This window comes from Klebsiella quasipneumoniae subsp. quasipneumoniae (assembly GCF_020525925.1).
GTDB classification, from domain to species: Bacteria; Pseudomonadota; Gammaproteobacteria; order Enterobacterales; family Enterobacteriaceae; genus Klebsiella; species Klebsiella quasipneumoniae.
This window is the reverse complement of the sequence record NZ_CP084876.1, coordinates 4,252,869-4,277,383: the sequence shown is the minus strand read 5'-3', so window position 1 is coordinate 4,277,383 and position 24,515 is coordinate 4,252,869. Positions and strand designations below refer to the sequence as shown.

The following is a 24,515-nucleotide window of genomic DNA, read 5'->3' as shown; positions in this document are numbered from 1 at the left end:
GTGTACTGTTGACGGCGGCCTCGCTTCGGCGCCGTCGTGATTTGTGATGGTGAGGTGATCTATGTGCGAACTGCTCGGGATGAGCGCCAATGTGCCAACAGATATCTGTTTTAGCTTTACCGGGCTGGTACAGCGCGGAGGCGGGACGGGGCCGCATAAAGACGGCTGGGGCATCACCTTCTATGAAGGCAAAGGTTGTCGCACATTCAAAGATCCGCAGCCGAGCTTTCAGTCGCCGATCGCGAAACTGGTCCAGGATTACCCCATTAAGTCCTGTTCCGTCGTCGCGCATATCCGCCAGGCCAATCGCGGGATGGTGGCCCTGGAGAATACGCATCCGTTCACCCGCGAGCTGTGGGGGCGTAACTGGACCTACGCGCACAACGGGCAGCTCAAAGGCTATAAATCGCTGAAAACCGGCAATTTCCACCCGGTCGGTGAAACCGACAGTGAAAAGGCCTTCTGCTGGCTGCTGCACCGCTTAACCGAGCGCTACCCGCGTACGCCGGGCAATATGCTGGGAGTATTTAAGTATATCGCCACCCTGGCGGGGGAACTGCGTGAGAAAGGGGTGTTCAACATGCTGCTGTCGGACGGACGCTATGTGATGGCGTTCTGCTCGACCAACCTGCACTGGATCACCCGGCGGGCGCCGTTCGGCGTGGCAAAACTGCTGGACCAGGATGTGGAGATCGACTTTCAACGCGAGACCACACCCAACGATGTGGTCACGGTTATCGCCACGCAGCCGCTGACGGCCAATGAGACCTGGCATAAGATCATGCCAGGCGAGTGGGCGTTATTTTGTCTCGGGGAGCGTATAGTTTGAGGCCAGCTGCGGCTGGACAACCTCGTGGCTGAGCGGCTTGCTCACCACATAGCGGCCGTCGGTCACTGATACGACCGGCGGTTTGTGGGTTTGCTGGAAATAATCATAGCCAGGCTTCAGCTGTTTCCAGAAATCCGCATAGTAGGAGTATTTGTGGCGTTCCATATTGGCGTTGGTCATGCGGAACGGATAGATACTCACCTGCACGCTTGGCTGACCGAAGACTAAGGCGCCGGTCACGAACTGGAAGATCTCATCGATCCCGCTGTCGGTCATAGCGTAGCAGCCGACAGAGACGCAGTCGCCGTGGATCATCAGGTATTTCCCTTCATAACCATGGGCGCGATCGTAGGCGTTCGGGAAGCCGATATTGATCGCTTTATAGAAGCGGCTGTCGGGTTTGAGCTGGCTGCGGGTGACGTTATAGAACCCTTCCGGACTCTTGAAATCGCCCTGGCGCTGTTTCGGGCCCAGGCCTCCGGAGTAGTTGCAGATCCGATAGCTGTCGAGGAGCTGGTAGGTCTCACCCATTTTGACGTAAAGGTCGAGCATGCGCTCTTCTTTAAAGATCTCAATGTAAACCGGTGAACCCATTAATTGCTGCTTATATTCTTTGCTAACCGGCGTCGTCGGGCTGTTGCTGCTGAGCAGCCCGGCAAATGACATGCACGGCAGCAGAAGCATCGCAATAAATAATGCGATTTTGCGCATACTGCTTGTTCCTTGATAAAACAAAATAGCCACATTGCCAGGACGGCAAGAGAGACCCGAAATCAGAGTTTTCTGGATTTAGAGCGCTCACATTAGCATCACGGCATTTTTTCGCAAGGGCGACGTGGCGGCGTTTACAATTCCGCCTCACTTTATACCCTGCCAGCGACGAAAACACAGTGAGAACTTTGCGCAATAGCTCGCATTTTAGAAGCACTTATTGCCTCTCGCGCTACAGCCGACGCTCACGAAATGTTACACTTGCGCCGGTTCATCACCAGAGTAAGAAAGGATGCTTCTCTTCCGTCCTGAGCGCATCTGGCGCCGTTTCGCCCTTTCTTCTCTGCCATTCTGTCAATAAGCTGGCCCCGGCCTGCGTCGGGGTTGAGGTTACGGATACCTGCTAACGATATGATTAAAATCACAAAAGGGCTGGATTTGCCCATAGCTGGCATGCCATTACAGCAGATTTCTCCCGCGCCAGCGGTGAAGCGCGTCGCGCTACTCGGCGAAGAGTACGTCGGCATGCGTCCCGCCATGGCGGTCAAAGAAGGCGATCGGGTCAAAAAAGGTCAGATCCTGTTCGAAGATAAAAAGAACCCCGGCGTCTGCTTTACCGCCCCGGCGAGCGGGGTCGTCAGCGCGATCCACCGCGGTGAACGGCGCGTGTTGCAGTCGGTGATGATTGATATCGAGGGCAATGACGCGGTGGCGTTTACGCGTTACGCCGCGGACGCGCTGGCTGAACTGCCGCGCGACACCGTGCAGCAGCAGCTGCTGGCGTCGGGCCAGTGGACCGCGCTGCGCACACGGCCATTCAGTAAAACGCCGCTCCCGGGCAGCGTGCCGGCCGCCATCTTTGTCAACGCTATGGATACCAATCCGCTGGCGGCGGAGCCGCAGCCGATTATTCTGGCCGAACGGGCCGCTTTCGACGCTGGCCTTACCGTGCTTACGCGTCTGACCGACGGGAAAGTCCACGTCTGCCAGCCCAGCGGCGGCAAGCTCGGCGGTCATCCTGTCGGCCAGGTCAGTTTTAACCAGTTCAGCGGGCCGCACCCGGCGGGGCTGCCGGGAACGCATATTCATTTCCTCGAGCCGGTGAGCCTGAATAAGCAGGTCTGGCACCTCAATTATCAGGACGCGATCGCCATTGGTAAGCTTTTCCTCGACGGGGAGCTCTACTGCGAACGGGTGATCGCGCTCGGTGGCCCGCAGGTGATATCGCCGCGACTGGTCAAGACGACGCTGGGCGCCAGCCTGGACGATCTGCTGGCAGGCGAGTTGCAGGAGGGGGAAAACCGGGTCATTTCCGGCTCGGTGCTCAGCGGCACCCGCGCCCATGGCCCTCACGCCTTTCTCGGGCGCTTCCATCTGCAGGTGAGCGTGGTTAAAGAAGGGCGGGAAAAAGAGCTCTTCGGCTGGGTGATGCCGGGCAAAGAGAAGTTCTCGATTACCCGCACCACGCTGGGCCATTTCTTCAGGCGCAAGCGCTTTCATTTCTCTACCGATACCCACGGCGGCGAGCGGGCGATGGTGCCGATCGGCAATTACGAGCGGGTGATGCCGCTTGATATCCTGCCGACCATACTGCTGCGCGATCTGCTGGCCGGGGATACCGACAGCGCTCAGGCGCTGGGCTGTCTGGAGCTGGATGAAGAAGATCTGGCGCTGTGCACCTACGTCTGCCCCGGTAAGTATGAATATGGCCCTGCGCTGCGCAGCGTATTAACCCGGATTGAGCAGGAAGGATAAGAGATGGGCTTAAAGCATCTGATTGAAAAAATTGAGCCGCATTTCACGCACGGCGGCAAGCTGGAAAAATATTATCCGCTGTATGAAGCGGCGGCGACCATCTTCTACACCCCAGGCCAGGTCACCCGCGGCGCGGCGCATGTGCGCGACGCCATCGACCTCAAGCGGTTGATGATCCTCGTGTGGTTTGCCGTCTTTCCGGCGATGTTCTGGGGGATGTATAACGTCGGGCTGCAGACCATACCGGCGCTGCATAAGCTTTACGGCGCCGAACAACTGCAGCAGGCGATCGCCAACAACTGGCACTACAGCGTCGCCCAGTGGTTAGGGGTGAGCTTCAGCGCCGACGCCGGCTGGCTGAGCATGATGACCCTGGGGGCGGTCTTCTTCCTGCCGATCTATATCACCGTCTTTATCGTCGGCGGCTTCTGGGAAGTGCTGTTCGCTATCGTGCGCAAGCATGAAATCAACGAAGGCTTCTTTGTCACCTCGATTCTGTTCGCGCTGATCGTCCCGCCCACGCTGCCGCTGTGGCAGGCGGCGCTGGGGATCTCCTTCGGGGTGGTGATCGCTAAAGAGATTTTCGGCGGTACCGGGCGCAACTTCCTCAACCCGGCGCTGGCGGGGCGCGCGTTCCTGTTCTTTGCCTATCCGGCGCAAATCTCCGGCGACCTGGTGTGGACGGCGGCGGACGGTTTTTCCGGCGCTACGCCGCTCTCCCAGTGGGCCAGCGGCGGCGGTGAAGCGCTGGTTAACGTCGCTACCGGCATCCCGGTGAGCTGGATGGACGCCTTCCTCGGCAATATTCCGGGCTCGATTGGCGAAGTCTCCACACTAATGATCCTGATCGGCGGCGCGATCATCCTCTTTGGCCGCGTAGCGTCCTGGCGCATCGTCGCCGGGGTGATGATCGGCATGGTCGCCACCGCTACCCTGTTTAACGTTATCGGCTCCGACACCAACCCGATGTTCGCTATGCCATGGTACTGGCATCTGGTACTCGGCGGCTTCGCCTTCGGCATGATGTTTATGGCGACGGACCCGGTATCCGCCTCGTTTACCGATAAAGGAAAATGGAGTTACGGCGTGCTGATCGGCGTGATGTGCGTGCTGATCCGCGTGGTGAACCCGGCTTATCCGGAAGGGATGATGCTGGCGATCCTCTTCGCCAACCTCTTCGCACCGCTGTTCGATTACCTGGTGGTGCAGGCCAATATTAAGCGGAGGAAGTCGCGTGGCTGAGAAGAAAAGTAACGATAGCATCGGCAAAACGCTGCTGGTGGTGCTGGTGCTTTGTCTGGTCTGCTCCATCGTGGTAGCGGGCTCGGCCGTGGGGCTGAAATCCCGCCAGCAGGCGCAGCGGGCGCTGGATAAGCAGCGTAATATCCTGGCGGTGTCCGGCCTGATGCAGCCCGGCATGGATGCTGATGCGGTCGCCGACACCTTCGCGGCGCGCATTTCGCCGCGACTGGTGAATCTGGCGACCGGCGAGCTGCTGGAGAAGGACCCGGCAAAATTCAATCAGGCCCAGGCGCTGAAGGATCCGCAGCAGAGTATGGCGCTGGATGCCAGCCAGGATCCGGCGGGGATTAAACGCCGCAGCAATCTGGCGGAAATCTACCTGGTGCGCGACGCGCAGCAGAAGATTGAGCAGGTGGTGTTGCCCATTTATGGCAATGGCCTGTGGTCGATGATGTACGCCTTCGTGGCGCTGGACGTCGATGGCCGCACGGTGAAAGGCATTACCTACTATGACCAGGGGGAGACCCCGGGGCTGGGCGGCGAAGTGGAGAACCCGAACTGGCGCCAGCAGTTTGTTGGCAAGCAGGTGCTGGATGACAACGGCATGCCGGCGCTGAGAGTGGTCAAAGGCGGCGCGCGCGCTGGTGACCTGCATGCGGTTGATGGCTTATCGGGCGCCACGCTGACGTCAAATGGCGTACAGCACAGCTTTGATTTCTGGATGGGTGAACTGGGCTTTGGTCCGTTCCTGAAAAAGGTGCGTGAAGGAGGGCTGAACAATGGCTGAACAGAGCGAGATGAAAGAGGTGAAGCGCGTGCTGGTGGGGCCGCTCATCGCCAATAACCCCATCGCCCTGCAGGTGCTGGGCGTCTGCTCCGCGCTGGCGGTCACCACTAAACTGGAAACCGCCTTCGTGATGACCATTGCGGTGACCCTGGTGACGGCGTTCTCCAGCATGTTTATCTCGATGATCCGCCACCACATTCCCAACAGCGTGCGCATCATCGTGCAGATGGCGATCATCGCCTCGCTGGTTATCGTGGTGGATCAGCTACTGCGGGCTTTCGCCTATGAGACTTCCAAGCAGCTGTCGGTATTCGTCGGGCTTATCATCACCAACTGCATCGTGATGGGCCGCGCCGAAGCTTACGCCATGAAGTCGCCGCCGCTGGCCAGCTTTATGGACGGTATCGGCAACGGTCTCGGCTACGGCGCGATCCTGATTATCGTCGGCTTCCTGCGCGAGCTTATCGGCAGCGGCAAGCTGTTCGGTATCACGGTGCTGGAGACGGTGCAGAACGGCGGCTGGTATCAGCCGAACGGCCTGTTCCTGCTGGCGCCGAGCGCGTTCTTCATTATCGGTTTACTGATTTGGGCCCTGCGTAGCTGGAAGCCTGAACAGCAGGAAAAGGAGTAATCGATGATGGCTCATTACATTAGCCTGTTTGTCCGCGCGGTGTTTGTTGAGAACATGGCGCTGGCCTTTTTCCTCGGGATGTGTACCTTCCTCGCGGTGTCGAAAAAGGTCTCCACCGCCTTAGGCCTCGGCGTTGCGGTGACGGTGGTGCTGGGTCTTGCCGTACCGATCAACAACCTGGTGTATAACCTGGTGCTGCGCGACGGCGCGCTGGTGGAGGGGGTAGACCTCAGCTTCCTGAACTTCATCACCTTTATCGGGGTGATCTCCGCGCTGGTGCAGATCCTCGAGATGATCCTCGATAAGTACTTCCCGGCGCTATACAACGCGCTGGGGATCTTCCTGCCGCTGATTGCGGTTAACTGCGCGATTTTCGGCGGTGTGTCGTTCATGGTGCAGCGTGATTACAACTTCCCGGAATCCATCGTTTACGGCTTTGGCTCCGGCATCGGCTGGATGCTGGCGATCGTGGCGATGGCGGGGATCCGCGAAAAGATGAAGTACGCCAACGTGCCTGCCGGTTTGCGCGGGTTAGGGATCACCTTTATCACTACCGGGTTGATGGCGCTGGGCTTTATGTCCTTCTCCGGCGTGCAGCTATAAGGGCGAATAAGTATGGAAATTATTCTTGGCGTCGTGATGTTCACGCTGATTGTGCTGGTGCTGTCGGGGCTTATCCTGGCAGCGCGCTCAAAGCTGGTGAACGCGGGCGACGTGGTTATTGAGATCAATAACGAAGCGGATAAGCAGATCCGTACCCCGGCGGGGGATAAGCTGCTGAACACGCTGTCCAGCAACGGGATTTTTGTCTCCTCCGCCTGCGGCGGCGGCGGCTCCTGCGGCCAGTGTCGGGTGACTATCAAAGAGGGTGGCGGCGATATCCTGCCGACCGAGCTTTCGCATATTACCAAACGCGAAGCCAAAGCCGGCTGCCGTCTGGCCTGCCAGGTCGCGGTGAAGCAAAACATGAAGATTGAGCTACCGGAAGAAATCTTCGGCGTCAAAAAATGGGAATGCGAAGTTATCTCCAATGATAACAAAGCTACTTTCATTAAAGAGCTCAAGCTGCGGATCCCCGAGGGGGAGGTGGTGCCGTTCCGCGCCGGGGGCTATATTCAGATCGAATGCCCACCGCATAAAGTGGCCTATGCTGACTTCGATGTCCCGGATGAATACCGCTCGGACTGGGACAAGTTCAACCTGTTCCGCTACGTCTCTGAGGTGAAAGAGCCGACCCTGCGTGCCTACTCGATGGCTAACTATCCGGAAGAGAAGGGCATCATTATGCTCAACGTGCGCATTGCGACGCCGCCGCCGAAGGTGCCGGATGCCCCGCCGGGGATCATGTCGTCCTATATCTGGTCGCTGAAGCCGGGCGATAAGGTGACGATTTCGGGGCCGTTCGGCGAGTTCTTTGCCAAAGAGACCGACGCCGAGATGGTGTTTATCGGCGGCGGCGCCGGGATGGCGCCGATGCGTTCGCATATTTTCGACCAGCTCAAGCGCCTGCACAGCACACGTAAAATCAGCTTCTGGTACGGAGCGCGCTCGCTGCGCGAGATGTTCTACGATGATGAGTTTGAACAGCTGGCGCGGGATAACCCGAACTTTACCTTCCACGTTGCGCTCTCCGATCCGCTGCCGGAAGATAACTGGACGGGGCATACCGGCTTTATCCATAACGTTCTGTACGAGAACTATCTGCGCGATCATCCGGCGCCGGAAGACTGCGAGTTCTACATGTGCGGGCCGCCGGTAATGAATGCCGCAGTGATTAAGATGCTGAAGGATCTGGGCGTCGAGGACGAGAATATTCTGCTCGACGACTTTGGAGGCTGACGATGCTGACGGTGTTTGTCGCAACCTTTGTGATTTTTGCGCTGGTGATCCTCGGGATGTCGCTGGGCTACCTGGTGAAGCGCAAGAGCATTCAGGGCAGCTGCGGCGGGATCTCCTCGCTGGGACTGGAGAAAGTCTGCGACTGTCCTGAGCCTTGCGACGCGCGTAAGAAACGTCTCGCCCGCGAGGCGCAGCGCCAGCAGCGGCGCATTTTGTAATCTTTGGCCATTTAGGCCTGATGGCGCTGCGCTTGCCGGACCTGCTGCTTCAGTTTTGTAGGCCGGGTAAGGCGCAGCCGCCACCCGGCATAAAGCGGCTCCGTGCCCGGTGGCGCTGCGCTTGCCGGGTCTGCTGCTTCGGTTTTGTAGGCCGGGTAAGGCGTAGCCGCCACCCGGCAACAACATGCCAGCAACGTGAGGCCGCTTTCGCGGCCTTTTTTAGCCATTGACTCCCTTACTGCCAGCTTTTCGCCTGCGCCGGGGAATCGACCATCACGCCGTCAGCGCCCAGCTCTTTCGCCGTGCGGTAATCTTCCGCACTGTTGATGCCGAAGAAGATAATGTGCGCTTTACCCTGCGAGCGGAAGCAATCCATCGCCTCTTTATCCCAGGTGAGCGTCGCCGGGGAGACCCCTTCCCCAAGGGTGAATTTCTCCACCACCTCTACCTTGCGCTTCAGCTCCAGCCCATACCACTGCTCGCCTTCGCGCTGGCTGGCAGGCTGGCACTGATGGCTGAGCGAAATGCTGGCAAGTCTGGTGCGGGTTTCGCTGCGGGTGACGAAGCGGGGAATAGCCGGCGGCAGCGCGGCGATATAGCGGTCTTCGGTGGAATAGACCCGCACGCGATCGAGGCTGTGCGTAGCTTTTAACACCGCAAGCAGGCGCTCGCCCATCACGGTCGGGTCGGCATCCGGAGATTTAATGTCGATGTAGAAGAACGTGTGCGGCCATTGCTGCAAAACGGCTTGCAGCGTGGGAATGGTGGCCTGCCTGCCGCGCCAGGGGTGGCTGTCATCACCCCATTTCCAGCCGGCATCGACTTTCGCCAGCTCGGCGGCGGTTAAACTGGAAACGTTGCCCTCGCTATTGGTCAATGCGGAAAGATCGCTTGACCGGTAGAGCACCGGCACGCCGTCGTGGCTTAACTGCACCGTGACCCAGATGGCCTCGGCGTTATTCTCCAGCGCCAGCTTAATGGCCGGCAGGGTATTTTCTGGCGCATCGCCGGTGCCGCCGCGATGGGCAATCAGCTGCGGGGCGGCCCAGGCGCCGGCGGAGGCCAGCAGGCAAAGTGCGGTAAGTATTTTCTTCATGATTATATCTTCCAGATTTATCGGTTAACTTTATGAAAATAAACATAATTTATTGAAGTTTTATGTTTTAACCGCTTTTCTGGGCGATGAAATAAAAAAAGCATAAAATTCGCAGCGAGTTTTGCTATGCTGTATGGGTATACAGTGTTGAGTCTGACGATGCGTAAAATTATCCATGTCGATATGGACTGTTTCTTTGCGGCGGTGGAGATGCGCGACAACCCGGCGTTGCGCGACATACCTCTCGCGATAGGCGGCAGTCGGGTACAGCGTGGCGTGATTAGTACCGCGAACTATCCTGCGCGTAAGTTTGGCGTGCGCAGCGCCATGCCGACGGCGACGGCGCTCAAGCTGTGCCCGCATCTCACGCTGCTTCCCGGCCGCTTTGATGCCTACAAAGAAGCCTCGAACCATATCCGCGAAATTTTCTCCCGCTATACCTCGCGCATTGAGCCGCTGTCGCTGGATGAAGCCTATCTTGATGTCAGCGACAGCGTGCATTGTCACGGGTCGGCCACCCTGATCGCCCAGGAGATCCGCGAAACCATCGAACGGGAGCTGCGCCTCACCGCCTCGGCGGGGGTAGCGCCGGTAAAGTTTCTTGCCAAAATCGCCTCCGACATGAATAAACCCAACGGCCAGTTCGTTATCGCTCCCCATCAGGTGGCTGAGTTTGTACGGGCGCTGCCGCTGGCGAAAATACCCGGCGTCGGGAAGGTATCGGCGGCGAAGCTGGAAAATATGGGCCTGCGTACCTGCGGCGATGTGCAGAACAGCGATCTGGCCATGCTGCTTAAGCGCTTCGGTAAATTCGGCCGTATTTTGTGGGAGCGCAGCCACGGGATTGATGAGCGGGAAATCCATAACGACCGGCAGCGCAAGTCGGTGGGAGTGGAGCGGACGTTAGCGGAAGATATCCATGAATGGTCAGAGTGCGAAGCGATTATCGAAAATCTCTATCCCGAACTGGAGCGCCGGCTGGCGAAGGTCAAACCGGACCTGCTGATCGCCCGTCAGGGTATTAAACTGAAATTCAATGACTTCCAGCTGACCACCCAGGAGCACGTCTGGCCGCAGCTGAACAAAGCGGATCTGATTGCCACCGCGCGCAAGGCCTGGGATGAGCGCCGCGGCGGACGTGGCGTGCGCCTGGTTGGGCTCCACGTGACGCTGCTCGATCCGCAGCTGGAAAGGCAGCTTTTATTAGGGATTTAACCATGCACATTCGTCCTTACCGCGACAACGATTTACCACTGCTCTGTCGGATATTCCTGCGCGCGGTGCGGGAAACGGCCTGCCGGGACTATACTCCGGCGCAGATTGCGGCCTGGGCGCAGGTGGATGAGACACGCTGGCGGCAAAAGCTGGCTGATGCAAACGGGCTGGTGGCGGAGATAGAGAGTCAACCGGTTGGCTTTATCACCGCCATCGGGACGCATATCGATTTGCTCTTTGTCTCGCCGGATCACGGCCGGCAGGGTATCGGCGGCGCGCTTATCGAGGCGCTCTGCGCTCAGTATCCTGCGCAAATCCTGACGGTGGACGCCAGCATTACCGCGAGACCCTGTTTTACGGCCCATGGCTTTAAGGTGGTGGCTGAGCAGCGGGTGGCGGCGCGCGGGGAGTGGTTTATTAACTACCGGATGGAAAGCGCGGGACGCTAAGGTGAGGCGAGGGAGAAACCGGCGGCGGGCTGCCGCCGGTGGTGGGGCTTATTTAGCCGGAATGGCTTTCAGCAGCTCGGTCAGCAGCGTCCAGTACTGGCCGACGCTCTCGATATGGACCTGCTCATCCGGGGAGTGCGGACCGGTAATGGTTGGCCCGATGGAGACCATGTCCATTTCCGGATACGGTTTTTTGAACAGACCGCATTCCAGACCGGCGTGGATGATCTGGATGTTCGGCGTCTTGTTGAACAGACGCTGGTAAGTCTCGCGCACCAGGTGCATCACCGGCGAGTTGGCGTCCGGCTGCCAGCCAGGGTAAGCGCCTTTGGCTTCGGTTTTCGCCCCCGCCAGTTTACCCAGAGATTCCAGCATGCTGACCACATAGTCTTTGCCGCTGTCGATCAGCGAGCGGATCAGGCAGTGGATCTGCACATTGTCATCGGTCATGGTGACGACGCCGACGTTCAGCGAGGTTTCTACTACGCCTTTCGCCACGTCAGAGTTGCGGATAACCCCGTTCGGCGTGGCGTTCAGCAGGCGGATGAAACCGTCGCGGGAGGCCTGAGTCAGCGCCGCTTTGTCGTTCTCTACCGCTTCCAGGAGCACCACCAGGTTCTTCTCTTTGGCCGCCAGCTCGTTTTGCAGCAGCGCCTGGTAAGTATTCACCAGCGCTTTCAGCGCATCGGCTTTATCCGCGGCGACGGCGACAGTAGCGTACGCTTCACGCGGGATGGCGTTGCGCAACGTACCGCCGTTGAAATCGACCAGACGCAGATCCAGCTCATCGGCATGACCGGCAAGGAAGCGCGACAGCAGCTTGTTGGCGTTACCCAGACCGAGATGGATGTCACCGCCGGAGTGGCCGCCCTTCAGCCCTTTTAAAGTCACTTTAAAGCTCTGGAAACCGGCCGGAATCGCTTCGCGGGTCAGCGCCAGGTTAGAGGTGAAATCGATCCCGCCGGCGCAACCCATATAGATTTCGCCTTCTTCTTCGGAGTCGGTGTTGATCAGGATATCGGCCTGCAGCCAGTTGGCCTGCAGACCGAAGGCGCCGTCCATACCGGCTTCTTCGGTCATGGTCAGCAGCACTTCCAGCGGGCCGTGAGCGACGCTGTCGTCGGCCAGTACCGCCAGTGCGGACGCCATCCCGATACCGTTGTCTGCGCCCAGCGTGGTGCCGCGCGCTTTCACCCATTCGCCGTCAATGTACGGCTGGATCGGATCTTTGGCGAAGTCGTGGACGGTGTCGTTATTTTTCTGCGGCACCATATCGAGGTGCGCCTGCAGCGCTACCGGCTTACGGTTTTCCATACCGGCAGTCGCGCCTTTACGAATCAGAATGTTGCCAACCTGGTCGCGTTCCGCGTGTAAGCCTTTTTCTTTTGCCCAACCCATAATGTGCTCGGCGAGCTGTTCTTCGTGATAGGACGGGTGCGGGATGGAGCAAATCTTGGCGAAAATATCCCAAAGCGGCTGCGGGGATAGTTGAGACAGTTCAGACACGGTAAGTCTCCTTACAGACTCCTGCATACAGCGGTTGCAGGACGAGGGTTAGCGTTAAAATACACAACAAGCCCGGGCTTGCGCGATGGGGGTGAGAATACCACTTTCCACCGCCGCAGGTAGTGTAAACAACGCAAAAAGCGTTGCGCAAACCGCTTAACACTGGTTTTTAGTGCGTCAGATCTCTATAATCTCGCGCAACCATTTTCCCCCTCGAACATTATTTAAGCCGTATTACACAGGCTGGGACACTTCACATGAGCGAAAAATACGTCGTCACCTGGGACATGTTGCAGATTCACGCCCGCAAACTGGCCAGCCGTCTGCTGCCGGTTGAGCAATGGAAAGGCATTATTGCCGTTAGCCGCGGTGGACTGGTACCGGGGGCCTTACTGGCGCGTGAACTGGGCATTCGTCATGTTGATACCGTATGCATCTCCAGCTACGACCATGATAACCAGCGCGAGCTGAAAGTACTGAAACGTGCGGAAGGCGATGGCGAAGGCTTTATCGTTATCGACGATCTGGTGGATACCGGCGGGACCGCCGTGGCGATCCGCGAAATGTATCCCAAAGCGCACTTCGTCACCATTTTCGCCAAACCGGCAGGCCGTCCGCTGGTCGATGATTACGTGGTTGATATTCCGCAGGATACCTGGATTGAACAGCCGTGGGATATGGGCGTGGTGTTTGTACCGCCTATCGCAGGTCGTTAATTCTTCAGGACAGTGCTATTTACCACGCCCGGCTTGCCGGGCGTGGTTTTTTTTATCCTATAGCAGGTTACAATATCCGGAGTGGCACTACGACGGAGACTGCACATGTCACAGGCTAACCTCAGCGAAACGCTGTTTAAACCTCGCTTCAAACATCCCGAAACCTCTACGCTGGTACGCCGGTTTTCTGCCGGAAAACCCCAGGCGATGCAGTCAGCGCTGAGCGGCAATCACGTCGAACACTGGTACCGTCTGATCAATCGCTTAATGTGGATCTGGCGCGGCGTAACCCCGCAGGAGATCCTTGATGTGCAAGCGCGCATTGTGATGAGCGAGGCCGAACGAACGGATCCCGAGCTGTTCGATACCGTCATCGGCTATCGCGGCGGCAACTGGATCTTTGAGTGGGCGAAAGAGGCGATGCAGTGGCAGCAAAAGGCCGGGCAGGAAGCCGATCCTTTGCTGAGCGGCCGCCACTGGCTGCATGCTTCGAACCTGTACAGCATTGCCGCTTATCCGCATATTAAAGGCGATGAGCTGGCGGAACAGGCGCAGGCTTTAGCCAACCGGGCGTATGAAGAGGCCGCCCAGCGGCTGCCTGGCGCCCTGCGCGAGCTGGAGTTCACCATCCCTGGCGGTTCGCCGATCACCGGCTTTTTGCATATGCCGAAAGGCGAGGGGCCGTTTCCGACGGTGCTGATGTGTGGGGGGCTGGACTCGCTGCAGACGGATTATTACAACCTGTATGAGAACTACTTCTCACCGCTCGGCATTGCCATGCTGACCATTGATATGCCCTCCATTGGCTTCTCGTCAAAATGGACGCTGAATCAGGACACCAGCCTGCTGCATCAGCACGCGCTGCGCCATCTGGAAAATGTGCCATGGATCGACCATACCCGGGTCGCCGCCTTCGGCTTCCGTTTTGGCGCCAATATCGCGGTGCGTCTCGGTTACCTGGAGCCGCAGCGGCTGAAGGCCGTAGCCTGTCTGGGGCCGGTGGTCCACGGGCTGCTAGTGGATCCTCTGCATCAGGGGCGTGTGCCGGAGATGTACCTCGACGTGCTGGCCTCGCGGCTGGGCATGCATGACGCGTCTGATGAAGCGCTGCGCGTGGAGCTCAACCGCTACTCGTTAAAAACCCAGGGACTGCTGGGACGCCGTTGCCCGACGCCGATGCTCTCCGGCTTCTGGAAGGACGATCCGTTCAGCCCCGAAGAGGAGTCGAGGTTAATCACCTCGTCATCCGCCGATGGCAAACTGCTGGAGATCCCGTTTAACCCGGTGTATCGCAATTTTGATCACGCATTGCGACAGATCGCCCGCTGGATCAACCATAGATTTGGTTAATTTATTGCTAAATTCTATTGGTTTGGTAAAACAGTTGCATCACTAAAGGAGATCGCAATGACGTTACCGAGTGGACACCTGAAAAGTAAGTTGATCAAGAAATTCACGGCGCTAGGGCCTTACATTCGCGAAGAGCAGTGCCATGACAACCGTTTCTTTTTCGATTGCCTGGCAGTTTGCGTCAACGTTAAGCCCGCACCGGAGAAGCGTGAATTCTGGGGCTGGTGGATGGAAATGGAAGCACAAGAGTCACGTTTCACCTATAGCTACCAGTTTGGCCTGTTCAATAAAGAAGGGTCATGGCAGGCGGTCGACATTGACGACCCGGAAGTGAGCGACAGACTGGAAAAAACGCTGCGCGAGTTTCACGAGCGCGCCGCAGCGCTGCTGACCACCTTTAATCTGAAGCTGGAACCGGCCGACGATTTCAGCGAGCCGGTTCGCCTGCGCGCCTGATTGATCTACAGATACGATTTCTCCACGCCCGTGCGGCGTGGAGGAGCGTGACGAAGACTTTGCCGCCCCACCCGCACTCTCCACCCCGCCACCTGATTCACACTGCCTGCGGCTGCAGCTTGCCGGCCATCGCCTGCTGAATAATCGGGATCGGCGTCAGTAAGTGCTCGCGCATCAGCGCGCTGGCCTGCTCGGCGTCGCGCGCCAGAATAGCGTCCACCAGGGTCTGATGCTGGACATGCTTATCTTCCAGCATCTCTACCGACAGGACGGTGGTGCGCAGCCAGATAAAACGGTAGCGGGCTGCCAGATCGAAGAGCCGCTCGCGCATTTGCAGCAGATACTGCGAACCGCAGCCGGCGACGATGGCGGTGTGAAACGCCTGGTGGCGCTGGTCCCACTCATCGAGTAAGCGCTCACTTGCCTCGCACGACTCCAGCTTGTTGAGCAGATGGGCGCGGGCCAGCAGCTCCGCCTCCCACTCATCGCCGCCGCGCTCGATGGCGAGGCGCACCAGCATGGCTTCCATGTTGGCGCGCGCGTCGAAGATATCGAGAAGCTCCTGTTCCGACATGGGCGCCACCCGATAGCCTTTCTGATTGACCACCGTCACCAGCCGCTCGGCCACCAGCTGCGAAAGCGCCTCGCGCAGCGGACCGACCCCCAGGGCATAGCGCGAGGTCAACAGGCTCATCCGCAGCTTCTCATCGGGTTGGTAGACCCCGCGGATGATGTCGTTTTTTAACCAACGGTACCCGTCAATGGCCGTCGCCTGGGAAATGGCGGTCATGATCTTACTCCTGAATACTCTTCCCGGCGGGGGCCGGGAACAGGGTTAACGCGTATTTTGCAGCGGCAGTTTTTGCCACAATACCAGCTTTTTCCAGCGCGACATAATCGGTACCGTACAAATAATTCCCAATGCTAACAGGCCGGTAGAGATCACCTCCAGCTGCTGCGCCGGACGGAACAGCATCACCACCAGCACGAAGGTGATAAAGGCGATCACCAGCCAGGTCAGGTACGGATAGAGCCACATTCTGAGACGGATCTCGCCGCCTTGCGCCTGAAGGATTTTACGCATCCGCAGTTGCGAAACGGCGATCACCAGATAGACCAGCAGGGCGATGGCGCCGGAGCTGTCGATGAGGAATTTAAACACCTTGGCAGGCGCGTAGTAGTTCACCACCACGGTGAGGAACGCCGCGCCGGTGGAGAGGAGCACCGCCACGTACGGCGTTTTGCTGCGGTTGGTCCGCCCCATGAAGGCCGGCGCATCGCCGCGGCGGCTCAGGGAGTAGAGCATCCGCGAGGCGGTATACAGCGCCGAGTTCAGACAGCTGGTGACCGACAGGAGGATCACGCCGTCCATAATCAGCTTGGCATAGGGAATATGCAGCAGCTCGAGCACCGAGCGGTAGGAGCCGATGCTCTTCAGCCCCGGCATATTCCATGGGATGAGGGCGACGACGATAAAGATCGAGCACAGATAAAAAATAGAGATACGCCAGATCACCGAGTTGGTGGCGCGCACGATATGTTTATCCGGGGTATCCGATTCGGCGGCGGCAATAGTGACAATCTCCGCGCCCATAAACGAGAACATGGTGATCAGCATCGCGCTCAGCACCGCGCCGAAGCCGTTGGGCATAAAGCCGCCGTGATCCCACAGACGCGAAATGCCGCTCACTTCGGCATACGGATAAAAGCCGGTAATGGCGACCGCGCCCAGTATGATAAACGCCAGAATAGCGACCACTTTGCACAGCGCCAGCCAGAACTCGAATTCGCCGTAGTTTTTGACGCTCAGCAGGTTACTGCCGGTGAGGGCGAGGGTGATGACCAGAGAGAACAGCCACACCGGGACGCCCGGCACCCATGAATGCAAAATAATCGCCGCGATATTGGCTTCCAGCGGAATAACCAATACCCAAAACCACCAGTACAGCCAGCCGATGGTATACCCCGCCCAGCGGCCGATGGCTTTATCGGCGTAGGTGGAAAAGGAGCCGGTATCCGGCGTGGCGACCGCCATTTCGGCCAGCATACGCATAATCATCACCACCAGTAGTCCGGCAAACAGATAGGCCAGCAGCACCGCCGGGCCCGCCTCGGCAATGGCGACGCTGGATCCGACAAATAAACTCGCGCCGATCACCCCGGCGATAGATAACATCGTGACGTGGCGCGACTTCAGCCCCGCCCCTAAATCCTGTGATTGCGACAGTTGCCCCATCATTTACCCTCTCGAAGTGTGTCACCTGGGAGAGCGCCCCGACATTCCCGCGCCGGGGCACGCGTATTATTGTTGTTTTGCAGGTCTCGTCTTTATTCCCTTACTAACGTACTTCGTGTCCGCATGTCTGGTGTGCTATGCCTGTTTCGCCTCGGTAAAGCAGTCGGCGATGATCTTCAGCCCCTGCTCGATCTGCGCCTCTTCGATGGTCAGCGGCACCAGGATGCGCAGCACGTTGTAGTACGGCCCGCAGGAGAGCAGGATCAGACCTTTGTCGCGCGCCCGGGCGACAATATCCGCCGTCAGCCTGGCGTTCGGCCTGCTGTGGTCGCCCTCTTCGAACAGCTCAATGGCGATCATCGCTCCCAGACCGCGCACGTCGCCGATCTCCGGATGATCTTCTGCGATCGCCAGCAGGCCCTGGCGCAGGGTATCGCCGAGCTGGTTGGCTTTTTCCAGCAGATTCTCCTGCTCGAAAATCTGCAATACCGCCAGGGCGGCGGCGCAGGCGATGGGGTTGCCGGCGTAGGTGCCGCCCAGTCCGCCCGGGGCGATGGCGTCCATCACCTCCGCGCGGCCGGTGACGCCCGCCAGCGGGAAACCGCCGGCGATGGATTTGGCGAAGGTGGTGATATCCGCCGCGACGCCCATCTGCTCCATGGCGAACAGGGTACCGGTGCGGCCCGCGCCGCTCTGTACTTCATCGGCGATGAGCATAATGCCGTGCTCGTCGCACAGGGCGCGCAGGCGCTGCATAAAGGCCGGGGAGGCGGCATAGAATCCGCCTTCACCCTGCACCGGCTCAATAATGATGGCGGCGATATCTTCCGGCGCGGCATCGTTTTTGAAGATACGATGGATGCTGGCGATCGCCTCGTCATCGCTGACGCCGTGCAGCGCGCACGGATAGAGGGCGCGATAGACGTGACCCGGCATTAAGCCCATACCGGCGGAGTATGGATTCACTTTACCGGTCAGCGACAGGGTGTAGTGGGTGCGGCCGTGATAGGCGCCGGTGAAGGCGATCGCGCCGCTGCGCCCGGTTGCCGCGCGGGCGATCTTCACTGCGTTCTCCACCGCTTCCGACCCGGTGGTCACCAGCAGGGTTTTCTTGGCGAAATCACCAGGCACCTTCTGGTTCATCTTTTCGCACAGCGCCAGGTAGGGCTCGTAGGCCAGCACCTGGAAGCAGGTATGGGACAGCTTTTTCAGCTGGTCCTCCACGGCGGCGACAATCTGCGGATGCAGGTGGCCGGTATTGAGCACCGCGATACCGCCGGCAAAATCGAGATATTCCCGCCCTTCGACGTCCCACACCCGGCAGTTCTCCGCGCGCTCGGCGAAGACAGGATGGATCTGGCCGACGCCGCGCGGGACCGCGTCGTTGCGACGCGCCATCATTGCTTTATTGCTGTTCATCCGTCACTCCTGTTAAAGGCCAATACACATGTATTTGATTTCTAAGTAGTCTTCGATGCCGTACTTCGACCCTTCGCGGCCGAGGCCGGAGGCCTTAACGCCGCCGAACGGAGCGACTTCGGTGGAGATAATTCCGGTATTGATGCCGATGATGCCGTACTCCAGCGCTTCGCCGACGCGGAACACACGGCTCAGATCGCGGGCGTAGAAATAGGCGGCGAGACCGAACTCGGTATCGTTGGCCTGGGCAATGACGTCGGCTTCATCTTTAAAGCGGAACAGCGGGGCCAGCGGGCCGAAGGTTTCCTCTTTCGCCACTTTGGCGCTGTCGGGCACGTTGACCAGGATGGTGGGCTGGAAGAAGTTGCCGCCCAGGGCGTGCGGTTTGCCGCCGGTGACCACCTTTGCGCCTTTGGCGATGGCGTCGGCAATGTGTTCTTCAACTTTGGCGACGGCTTTCTCGTCGATCAGCGGGCCGGTCGTGACGCCCTCCTGCAGGCCGTCGCCGATGCGCAGTTTTTCCACCGCCTGCTGCAGCTTCTCGGCGAAACGGTCATACACCCCGTCCTGGACGTACAGGCGGTTGGCGCAGACGCAGGTTTGCCCGGCGTTGCGGAACTTCGACGCCAGCGCCCCCTCGACGGCTTTATCGAGATCGGCATCGTCGAAGACGATAAACGGCGCGTTGCCGCCCAGCTCCAGGGAGACTTTTTTGATATCTTTCGCGCACTGCTCCATCAGCTGGCGGCCAATCTCGGTCGAGCCGGTAAAGGAGAGCTTGCGTACCAGCGGGTTGCTGGTCAGTTCGCCGCCGACCGCGCCGGCTGAGCCGGTGACGACGTTGAACACCCCGGCGGGGATCCCGGCGCGATTCGCCAGTTCGGCCAGCGCCAGCGCGGAAAACGGCGTCTGGCTGGCCGGTTTCAGGACCATGGTGCAGCCCGCGGCCAGCGCCGGGCCCGCTTTGCGGGTGATCATCGCCGCCGGGAAGTTCCACGGGGTGATGGCGGCGGTGACGCCGATGGGCTGCTTAATCACCAGCAGGCGCTTGTCGGCCTGGTGGCCCGGAATGGTGTCGCCGTAAATGCGTTTACCTTCTTCGGCGAACCATTCAATAAAGGAGGCGGCGTAGCTGATTTCGCCTTTGGCTTCCGCCAGCGGTTTCCCCTGCTCGAGGGTCATCAGACGGGCGAGATCGTCCTGGTTCTCCAGCATGAGATCGAACCAGCGGCGCAGAATATTCGCCCGCTCTTTGGCGGTGAGGGCGCGCCAGGTGGGAAGGGCGCGGTTAGCGGCTTCGATCGCTTGTCGGGTTTCGTCAGCGCCCATTTTCGGCACGCTGCCGAGCTGCTCGCCGTTGGCGGGGTTGGTCACCGCAATCACGTCGCCGTTGGGCGCATCGCGCCACTGACCATCAATCAGCGCCTGCTGGCGAAACAGAGTCATATCGTTGAGTTGCATAATCGCTTCCTGTCTTCAGGGGGTTAACGGGTAAAAGCGGCGTGTAGTGTCTCCACGCTACGTGCCGCACGCAGCGTGCGTCCGGGATTGCTCTGGCTGGCCAGCAGGGTCTGCACCTTGCTGACGATATGCGCGCCGATCGGGATAGCCGACGTCGCCGCGGGTGACGGCGCGTTACAGGTGTGAATGGAACGCGCGGTGGTGACGAAGAGAAAATCGTCGATCAGTTTGCCCTGCGGCGACACCGCCTGCGCCCGCACACCGGCCGGCCACGGGCGCAAATCGCGCAATGTCAGGCTCGGGCAGTATTTCTGCACCAGCCGCAGATAGCCGCTTCGGCACAGCGAATTTTTCATTTCGCCCAGCCCGGAGCGCAGGTTGTTTTGCAGTACCCGGCGAATGCCGGGCGAGGTGAGGATCTCCAGGGTATCGGCCAGCGAAATATCGCGCTTGCGATAGCCTTCGCGCTTCAGGGCCAGCACGGCGTTGGGGCCGACGGTGACGCTGCCGTCGATCATGCGGGTCAGGTGGACGCCGAGGAACGGCATCGCCGGATCGGGGATCGGATAGATCAGATGGTTGACGATCTGATTGTGCTGCGGAGCGAGCTGGAAATACTCCCCGCGGAACGGGCAGATGATAAACCCGGGATCGACGCCGAGCATTTTCACCAGTCGATCGGCCATCAGCCCGGAACAGGTAATCAGCGTCGAGGCCTCATACTCGCCGCCCTGGCGGGTGTGGACGACCACGCCGCTGGCGTGTTCTTTCAGGGCGCTGACTTCGGCGTTGTAGACGATGGCGCCGCCTTTCGATTCGAAGTTCTTCGCCATCGCCGCCGCCACGTCGCGATAGCTGACGATGCCGCTGGAAGGGACGAAGATCCCGCCGAGTCCGCTGATGTTCGGTTCGCGCTCGCGCAGCTCCCCGGCGCTCAGCCATTCCCGCTGCAGGCCGTTGGCGGCGGTGCGATCCCACAGGGCGCGCATCCGCTCCATCTCCAGCGGCGAGGTGGCGACCAGCATCTTGCCGCAGACGTCGTAGCGGATGCCATTCTGCTCGCAAAAGGCTTTGGTGGCGCGGTTGCCGGCGAGGCAAAACTGCGCCTTGAGGCTGCCGGGCGTGTAGTACACCCCGGCGTGGATCACGCCGCTGTTATGGCCGGTCTGATGGCAGGCCGGGCCGGCCTCTTTTTCCAGCAGCGCAATGCGGGCGTCCGGGTAAATCTCAATTAACTGCATGGCGGTCGACATGCCGATGATGCCGCCGCCGATAATCACGAAATCATACATCCGCTCAATTCCTTCGCCTGAAAACCCTTATTGATGAGTCTGGTAATGATTCGTGGAATACGCAAAGTAGCCGCGCTGGCGCATCAGCTCGCGGCGCAGGTCCGGGTGCGGCGTAAAGCGGTCGCGGCCGTGCAGCCAGAACAGGTTGTTTATCAACAGAAATTTGCCTACCGGAACCGGTACAGAAAGAATGTTTTTGCTGGTCTCCAGCGCGTCGGAGAGGCGGCTCAGCCAGGTGCCTTCTTCGAAATCTTTCGGCTGGACGAACTGGTCGATATAGCGCATCACCGGGCGACCCAACTGGTCGACGTCGAATACCGGGTGGAAGACATCTTTGCTGACGTTTTTGCTCGGCGGCGCGGCCCAGCGCATCGGGCGGCGGGCGAGCGGGTCGCGGAAGAATTCGTCGAGGTGCTCCCAGTCGTCGAGATGCAGCAGCAGGGAATTGCCGCCCTGCATGTTCTGCTCGTCGATCTTCATCATCAGCACATAGTCGGTTTGCTCTTCGACGTAGGTGCCGTCGTTGTGCAGCTCCATCACCCGGTGCGGCTGGCGCAGATAGCTGTCGGAGTTATCGACGTTTTTCACCACGAAACGGGCGTAATACTGGCCGCTCATGGCGTCGAAATTGGAACGGCCAATCAGGTGCGCCACGGCGGTGGCCAGCTTGACCATCTCCTCGGCCTGGCTGACGTTATCGATCCCTTCGCCGTTGATCAGCAGCGCGCCTTCCGCGCGGTCGAGCAGCGTTTTGATCAGCAGCGGCTGCAGCTGGTTGCCGCACAGATCGTCGAGGATCTTGCCCACCTGGAAGCGTAAGAAAGATTTGTACTCCAGCGCCTGCACCGGCCACTGCGCGACCTGCTGCAGAAACTGGGCGGTGGTGTCGGCGGAAAAGGTGAGCTCCAGCAGGCGCGGCGACTGGGCGGAAGGGGCGACGGTAAAGCCAGGGAAGTGTTGAGCTAACGGCGCGGATGTCGGTTTTACTGCGGTCAGGGCGTTCATCAGGATCGTTCCTCGCAATGGAATGGAAGGTCAGGGTGATGTTCATTTCGTAGCCATAAATTAAAAATATCTACATTTTTATAAAATGCGTACGAAATGGCCTTTTTGTTTCTATTTTGTGATCTGCCAATAATTATTTAACAATGCGAGAGAGATAAGGCGGTGGTTAACGTTGAGGAACAAAGCGGGGGGCGGAAAAGGCAAAATGCCGAAAGGCTGAGGGTAAATCATAACGCCGATCACAGTTTTTAATCTGTGCAATACCCTTACCAGATGAAGGTGTTAACATTCAGCCGGTAAATACCTTTCAATGCTCACCGAGGCTTCGATGCTGGAGAATGTCATTATCAGATAATCAGCTTCCCGACCTGCCCAGGCCGGACTGATTATCGCTGCGCTTAAACCTTACGCACACACCTGCGGGTGTAGGCATGTTTTCGCACATGATAATGAACAGGTTTCAGTATGAATTTATCCCGTCAGGAACAACGGACCTTACACGTACTCGCCAAAGGTGGCCGTATTGCGCACGTCCGTGATACCTCCGGCCGCATTACCGCCGTCGAATGCTACACCCGGGAAGGGCTGTTGCTGAGCGACTGCACCCTCGCGGTCTTCAAAAAGCTCAAAACCAAAAAGCTGATTAAGTCGGTGAATGGCCAGCCGTACCGGATCAACATCACCGGTTTGACCAACGTTCGCGCGCAGGCGGACAACCGCTGATACAGCGACCCGGGCAGGGTCGCTGCCCGGGCGTATGGCTCTCAAGGAGAAAAAACCATGATCGATATCCCTCGCATTTTTACTATCAGTGAAAGCGAACACCGTATTCATAACCCTTTTACCCCGGAAAAGTACGCCACGCTGGGGCGGGCGCTGCGAATGGCGCCGGGCGCCTCCATTCTTGACCTCGGCAGCGGCTCCGGAGAGATGCTCTGTAGCTGGGCGCGCGATCATCAGATCGTCGGCACCGGGGTGGACATGAGCCTGCTGTTCAGCCAGCAGGCGGCCGCCCGGGCAGAGGCGCTCGGGGTGAGCGACCGGGTGACCTTTGTGCACCAGGATGCCAGCGGGTATGTCGCCAGTCAGCCGTGCGATATTGCCGCCTGCGTGGGGGCAACGTGGATCGGCGGCGGCGTGGCAGGCACGATTGCGCTGCTGAAGCAGAGCCTTAACCCAGGCGGTATGCTGCTGATCGGCGAGCCATGGTGGCGCAAACGCCCCGCCACGGCGGAAGAGGCGGTTGCCTGCGGCGCGCACTCTCCCGACGACTTCCTGACGCTGCCGGCGCTGGTCGCCCACTTCGGCGAACTGGGCTATGACGTAGTGGAGATGGTGCTGGCGGACCCGGAGGGCTGGGATCGTTATGAAGCGGCGAAATGGCTGACGATGCGCCGCTGGCTGGAGGCCAATCCGCACGATGACTTCGCGCCGGAGGTTCGCCAGCAGTTGACCACCGCGCCGCTGCACCATGTCACCTGGACCCGGGAATATCTCGGCTGGGGCGTGTTTGTCCTGATGGCGCGTTAACCAGCGTGTCGGTAGCGTCGGGAGGCGCTACCGACCATCTTCAGACCTTCAGCTCGTCGTAGCTGACCATGACGTGTTGGCAAAAGGCGGGCCGTGCGGTTAGCCGTGCATAATAGGCCGCAAGATGGGGTAGGGGGCGACGAATGATATCGATTGCAAAGTAGCGGTACAGCACATGACCAAACTGGATGTCGGCCAGGGTGAGCGTATCGCCCACCAGATAGCGACTGCCGGCGAGACGTTCCTCGGCAATCGCCAGCTTTTGCTCCAGGGCCGTCACCGCCGCGGCGATGGCCTGCGGATCCCGCTCGGCGGCGGGCGTGCGCACCACGCGCCAGAACACCGGCGCCGTAAAGCCGAGGGCAATATTCTGCTTTGACCACTCGGCCCAGCGATCAATCTCAGTACGAGCCAGCAGGTCGCCCGGCCAGAAGGCGTCGTCGGCGTAGCGACTGGCTAAATAGCGAAGGATCGCGCCGGTTTCCCACAGCGGCGGATTATCGCCATCCTGCAGCACTGGCACCGTACGATTGGGATTGAGCTGATAAAACGCCTCGCTGTCGGTACCGCCATAGCGATGGCCCACGTCGAAGCGGAGATAGTCCAGACCAAGCTCGCCAACACACCACATCAGCGCCTGCACGTTAGAGGAAGTTTTTCGGCCCCAGATAGTCAGCATCGGGATCTCCTGTGAACAGGGGAAAGAAGGAGCATAGCAGGTAGGGTTGAAAACGGGAGGGGTCACAAAAGAAATGAGTCACCTCGCCGCGCA

General features: G+C 59.3%; 26 protein-coding genes. 15 read left to right on the top strand and 11 right to left on the bottom strand.

Going from position 1 to position 24,515, the window contains the following annotated elements; all coding sequences use genetic code 11:
* The first annotated feature begins 61 nt into the window (after positions 1-61).
* Positions 62-829 carry a class II glutamine amidotransferase gene (locus LGM20_RS20635; RefSeq protein WP_004204630.1) on the top strand — a complete coding sequence of 256 codons (768 nt, stop codon included), beginning with the start codon at positions 62-64 and terminating at the stop codon, positions 827-829.
* Here LGM20_RS20635 and dpaA read toward each other — a convergent pair.
* Positions 800-1,540, bottom strand: a complete 741-nt coding sequence (gene dpaA, locus LGM20_RS20630) for a peptidoglycan meso-diaminopimelic acid protein amidase (protein ID WP_023288503.1) — start codon at positions 1,538-1,540, stop codon at positions 800-802. The genes LGM20_RS20635 and dpaA overlap by 30 nt on opposite strands.
* Positions 1,541-1,951: 411 nt before the next feature.
* Between dpaA and LGM20_RS20625 the strand changes: the two genes are divergently transcribed.
* The 7 genes from LGM20_RS20625 to nqrM are packed head-to-tail and all read left to right on the top strand — an operon-like array spanning position 1,952 to position 8,012.
* Complete coding sequence (locus tag LGM20_RS20625; protein WP_044521119.1) at positions 1,952-3,295, top strand: Na(+)-translocating NADH-quinone reductase subunit A; 1,344 nt, start codon at positions 1,952-1,954, stop codon at positions 3,293-3,295.
* Between the two features lie 3 nt (positions 3,296-3,298).
* On the top strand, positions 3,299-4,537 hold the full coding sequence (locus LGM20_RS20620) for an NADH:ubiquinone reductase (Na(+)-transporting) subunit B (RefSeq protein ID WP_023288505.1): 1,239 nt from the start codon (positions 3,299-3,301) through the stop codon (positions 4,535-4,537).
* Positions 4,530-5,324: a Na(+)-translocating NADH-quinone reductase subunit C gene (locus LGM20_RS20615; protein ID WP_032453038.1), complete on the top strand. Its 795-nt coding sequence runs from the start codon at positions 4,530-4,532 to the stop codon at positions 5,322-5,324. The genes LGM20_RS20620 and LGM20_RS20615 overlap by 8 nt, the downstream gene beginning before the upstream one ends.
* The gene (locus LGM20_RS20610; protein ID WP_023288507.1) at positions 5,317-5,955 is read left to right on the top strand and encodes an NADH:ubiquinone reductase (Na(+)-transporting) subunit D; all 639 of its coding nucleotides are present in this window, start codon (positions 5,317-5,319) and stop codon (positions 5,953-5,955) included. Before LGM20_RS20615 ends, LGM20_RS20610 begins: the two co-directional genes overlap by 8 nt.
* Before the next feature lie 6 nt (positions 5,956-5,961).
* Positions 5,962-6,558, top strand: coding sequence for an NADH:ubiquinone reductase (Na(+)-transporting) subunit E (gene nqrE / locus LGM20_RS20605; protein ID WP_044521122.1), 597 nt, complete (start codon positions 5,962-5,964; stop codon positions 6,556-6,558).
* A gap of 12 nt (positions 6,559-6,570) precedes the next feature.
* The gene (gene nqrF, locus LGM20_RS20600; protein WP_004204637.1) at positions 6,571-7,794 is read left to right on the top strand and encodes an NADH:ubiquinone reductase (Na(+)-transporting) subunit F; all 1,224 of its coding nucleotides are present in this window, start codon (positions 6,571-6,573) and stop codon (positions 7,792-7,794) included.
* A 2-nt stretch (positions 7,795-7,796) separates the two neighbouring features.
* Positions 7,797-8,012 (top strand): (Na+)-NQR maturation NqrM, encoded by a 216-nt coding sequence (nqrM, locus tag LGM20_RS20595; protein WP_004204638.1) that lies wholly within the window; start codon positions 7,797-7,799, stop codon positions 8,010-8,012.
* A gap of 11 nt (positions 8,013-8,023) precedes the next feature.
* Here the strand turns inward: nqrM and LGM20_RS20590 are convergent, their stop codons facing one another.
* Complete coding sequence (locus LGM20_RS20590) at positions 8,024-8,239, bottom strand: hypothetical protein (RefSeq protein ID WP_131096065.1); 216 nt, start codon at positions 8,237-8,239, stop codon at positions 8,024-8,026.
* An 8-nt stretch (positions 8,240-8,247) separates the two neighbouring features.
* Entirely contained in the window at positions 8,248-9,108 is an 861-nt protein-coding gene (locus tag LGM20_RS20585; protein WP_032453039.1) for a glycerophosphodiester phosphodiesterase family protein, read from the bottom strand.
* A 159-nt stretch (positions 9,109-9,267) separates the two neighbouring features.
* Here LGM20_RS20585 and dinB point away from each other — a divergent pair, with 159 nt between their 5' ends.
* Both dinB and LGM20_RS20575 read left to right on the top strand, forming a co-directional pair.
* The gene (gene dinB, locus LGM20_RS20580) at positions 9,268-10,323 is read left to right on the top strand and encodes a DNA polymerase IV (RefSeq protein ID WP_044521126.1); all 1,056 of its coding nucleotides are present in this window, start codon (positions 9,268-9,270) and stop codon (positions 10,321-10,323) included.
* 2 nt (positions 10,324-10,325) lie between these two features.
* Positions 10,326-10,772 carry a GNAT family N-acetyltransferase gene (locus tag LGM20_RS20575; protein WP_044521129.1) on the top strand — a complete coding sequence of 149 codons (447 nt, stop codon included), beginning with the start codon at positions 10,326-10,328 and terminating at the stop codon, positions 10,770-10,772.
* Between the two features lie 48 nt (positions 10,773-10,820).
* Here LGM20_RS20575 and pepD read toward each other — a convergent pair whose 3' ends face one another.
* Positions 10,821-12,278, bottom strand: coding sequence for a cytosol nonspecific dipeptidase (gene pepD / locus LGM20_RS20570; protein ID WP_044521131.1), 1,458 nt, complete (start codon positions 12,276-12,278; stop codon positions 10,821-10,823).
* A 257-nt stretch (positions 12,279-12,535) separates the two neighbouring features.
* Here pepD and gpt point away from each other — a divergent pair, with 257 nt between their 5' ends.
* From gpt to crl, 3 genes are all read left to right on the top strand, one after another.
* Positions 12,536-12,994: a xanthine phosphoribosyltransferase gene (gene gpt / locus LGM20_RS20565; protein ID WP_002889733.1), complete on the top strand. Its 459-nt coding sequence runs from the start codon at positions 12,536-12,538 to the stop codon at positions 12,992-12,994.
* A gap of 105 nt (positions 12,995-13,099) precedes the next feature.
* Positions 13,100-14,344, top strand: coding sequence for an esterase FrsA (gene frsA / locus LGM20_RS20560; protein ID WP_023288512.1), 1,245 nt, complete (start codon positions 13,100-13,102; stop codon positions 14,342-14,344).
* 57 nt (positions 14,345-14,401) lie between these two features.
* The gene (gene crl, locus LGM20_RS20555) at positions 14,402-14,800 is read left to right on the top strand and encodes a sigma factor-binding protein Crl (RefSeq protein WP_002889793.1); all 399 of its coding nucleotides are present in this window, start codon (positions 14,402-14,404) and stop codon (positions 14,798-14,800) included.
* A gap of 97 nt (positions 14,801-14,897) precedes the next feature.
* Here crl and csiR read toward each other — a convergent pair whose 3' ends face one another.
* The 6 genes from csiR to glaH all read right to left on the bottom strand — a co-directional run bounded on the left by csiR (position 14,898) and on the right by glaH (position 22,213).
* Positions 14,898-15,590, bottom strand: a complete 693-nt coding sequence (gene csiR / locus LGM20_RS20550) for a DNA-binding transcriptional regulator CsiR (RefSeq protein WP_023288513.1) — start codon at positions 15,588-15,590, stop codon at positions 14,898-14,900.
* Positions 15,591-15,635: 45 nt separating this feature from the next.
* Entirely contained in the window at positions 15,636-17,036 is a 1,401-nt protein-coding gene (gabP, locus tag LGM20_RS20545) for a GABA permease (RefSeq protein WP_032453065.1), read from the bottom strand.
* Between the two features lie 135 nt (positions 17,037-17,171).
* The gene (gene gabT, locus LGM20_RS20540; protein WP_032453043.1) at positions 17,172-18,455 is read right to left on the bottom strand and encodes a 4-aminobutyrate--2-oxoglutarate transaminase; all 1,284 of its coding nucleotides are present in this window, start codon (positions 18,453-18,455) and stop codon (positions 17,172-17,174) included.
* 12 nt (positions 18,456-18,467) lie between these two features.
* Positions 18,468-19,916 (bottom strand): NADP-dependent succinate-semialdehyde dehydrogenase, encoded by a 1,449-nt coding sequence (gene gabD, locus LGM20_RS20535; RefSeq protein WP_044521135.1) that lies wholly within the window; start codon positions 19,914-19,916, stop codon positions 18,468-18,470.
* Positions 19,917-19,939: 23 nt separating this feature from the next.
* On the bottom strand, positions 19,940-21,208 hold the full coding sequence (gene lhgO, locus LGM20_RS20530; RefSeq protein WP_032453044.1) for an L-2-hydroxyglutarate oxidase: 1,269 nt from the start codon (positions 21,206-21,208) through the stop codon (positions 19,940-19,942).
* Positions 21,209-21,235: 27 nt separating this feature from the next.
* A complete protein-coding gene (glaH, locus tag LGM20_RS20525; protein ID WP_044521136.1) occupies positions 21,236-22,213 on the bottom strand; it encodes a glutarate dioxygenase GlaH in 978 nt (325 codons plus the stop codon).
* A gap of 465 nt (positions 22,214-22,678) precedes the next feature.
* Between glaH and LGM20_RS20520 the strand changes: the two genes are divergently transcribed.
* Both LGM20_RS20520 and LGM20_RS20515 read left to right on the top strand, forming a co-directional pair.
* On the top strand, positions 22,679-22,936 hold the full coding sequence (locus LGM20_RS20520) for a YjhX family toxin (RefSeq protein ID WP_044521137.1): 258 nt from the start codon (positions 22,679-22,681) through the stop codon (positions 22,934-22,936).
* A gap of 57 nt (positions 22,937-22,993) precedes the next feature.
* Positions 22,994-23,743, top strand: a complete 750-nt coding sequence (locus LGM20_RS20515) for an SAM-dependent methyltransferase (RefSeq protein ID WP_044521140.1) — start codon at positions 22,994-22,996, stop codon at positions 23,741-23,743.
* 40 nt (positions 23,744-23,783) lie between these two features.
* On the opposite strand, the gene LGM20_RS20510 is transcribed toward LGM20_RS20515, so the two are convergent.
* Entirely contained in the window at positions 23,784-24,422 is a 639-nt protein-coding gene (locus LGM20_RS20510; protein WP_044521144.1) for a glutathione S-transferase family protein, read from the bottom strand.
* Positions 24,423-24,515 lie beyond the last annotated feature (93 nt).

Coding starts and splice junctions, on each gene's coding strand:
- LGM20_RS20635 (WP_004204630.1), top strand. CDS start 62: ATGTGCGAACTGCTCGGGATGAGCGCCAATGTGCCAACAGATATCTGT.
- dpaA (WP_023288503.1), bottom strand. CDS start 1,540: ATGCGCAAAATCGCATTATTTATTGCGATGCTTCTGCTGCCGTGCATG.
- LGM20_RS20625 (WP_044521119.1), top strand. CDS start 1,952: ATGATTAAAATCACAAAAGGGCTGGATTTGCCCATAGCTGGCATGCCA.
- LGM20_RS20620 (WP_023288505.1), top strand. CDS start 3,299: ATGGGCTTAAAGCATCTGATTGAAAAAATTGAGCCGCATTTCACGCAC.
- LGM20_RS20610 (WP_023288507.1), top strand. CDS start 5,317: ATGGCTGAACAGAGCGAGATGAAAGAGGTGAAGCGCGTGCTGGTGGGG.
- nqrE (WP_044521122.1), top strand. CDS start 5,962: ATGGCTCATTACATTAGCCTGTTTGTCCGCGCGGTGTTTGTTGAGAAC.
- nqrF (WP_004204637.1), top strand. CDS start 6,571: ATGGAAATTATTCTTGGCGTCGTGATGTTCACGCTGATTGTGCTGGTG.
- nqrM (WP_004204638.1), top strand. CDS start 7,797: ATGCTGACGGTGTTTGTCGCAACCTTTGTGATTTTTGCGCTGGTGATC.
- LGM20_RS20590 (WP_131096065.1), bottom strand. CDS start 8,239: ATGGCTAAAAAAGGCCGCGAAAGCGGCCTCACGTTGCTGGCATGTTGT.
- LGM20_RS20585 (WP_032453039.1), bottom strand. CDS start 9,108: ATGAAGAAAATACTTACCGCACTTTGCCTGCTGGCCTCCGCCGGCGCC.
- dinB (WP_044521126.1), top strand. CDS start 9,268: ATGCGTAAAATTATCCATGTCGATATGGACTGTTTCTTTGCGGCGGTG.
- LGM20_RS20575 (WP_044521129.1), top strand. CDS start 10,326: ATGCACATTCGTCCTTACCGCGACAACGATTTACCACTGCTCTGTCGG.
- gpt (WP_002889733.1), top strand. CDS start 12,536: ATGAGCGAAAAATACGTCGTCACCTGGGACATGTTGCAGATTCACGCC.
- frsA (WP_023288512.1), top strand. CDS start 13,100: ATGTCACAGGCTAACCTCAGCGAAACGCTGTTTAAACCTCGCTTCAAA.
- crl (WP_002889793.1), top strand. CDS start 14,402: ATGACGTTACCGAGTGGACACCTGAAAAGTAAGTTGATCAAGAAATTC.
- csiR (WP_023288513.1), bottom strand. CDS start 15,590: ATGACCGCCATTTCCCAGGCGACGGCCATTGACGGGTACCGTTGGTTA.
- gabP (WP_032453065.1), bottom strand. CDS start 17,036: ATGGGGCAACTGTCGCAATCACAGGATTTAGGGGCGGGGCTGAAGTCG.
- gabT (WP_032453043.1), bottom strand. CDS start 18,455: ATGAACAGCAATAAAGCAATGATGGCGCGTCGCAACGACGCGGTCCCG.
- gabD (WP_044521135.1), bottom strand. CDS start 19,916: ATGCAACTCAACGATATGACTCTGTTTCGCCAGCAGGCGCTGATTGAT.
- lhgO (WP_032453044.1), bottom strand. CDS start 21,208: ATGTATGATTTCGTGATTATCGGCGGCGGCATCATCGGCATGTCGACC.
- glaH (WP_044521136.1), bottom strand. CDS start 22,213: ATGAACGCCCTGACCGCAGTAAAACCGACATCCGCGCCGTTAGCTCAA.
- LGM20_RS20520 (WP_044521137.1), top strand. CDS start 22,679: ATGAATTTATCCCGTCAGGAACAACGGACCTTACACGTACTCGCCAAA.
- LGM20_RS20515 (WP_044521140.1), top strand. CDS start 22,994: ATGATCGATATCCCTCGCATTTTTACTATCAGTGAAAGCGAACACCGT.
- LGM20_RS20510 (WP_044521144.1), bottom strand. CDS start 24,422: ATGCTGACTATCTGGGGCCGAAAAACTTCCTCTAACGTGCAGGCGCTG.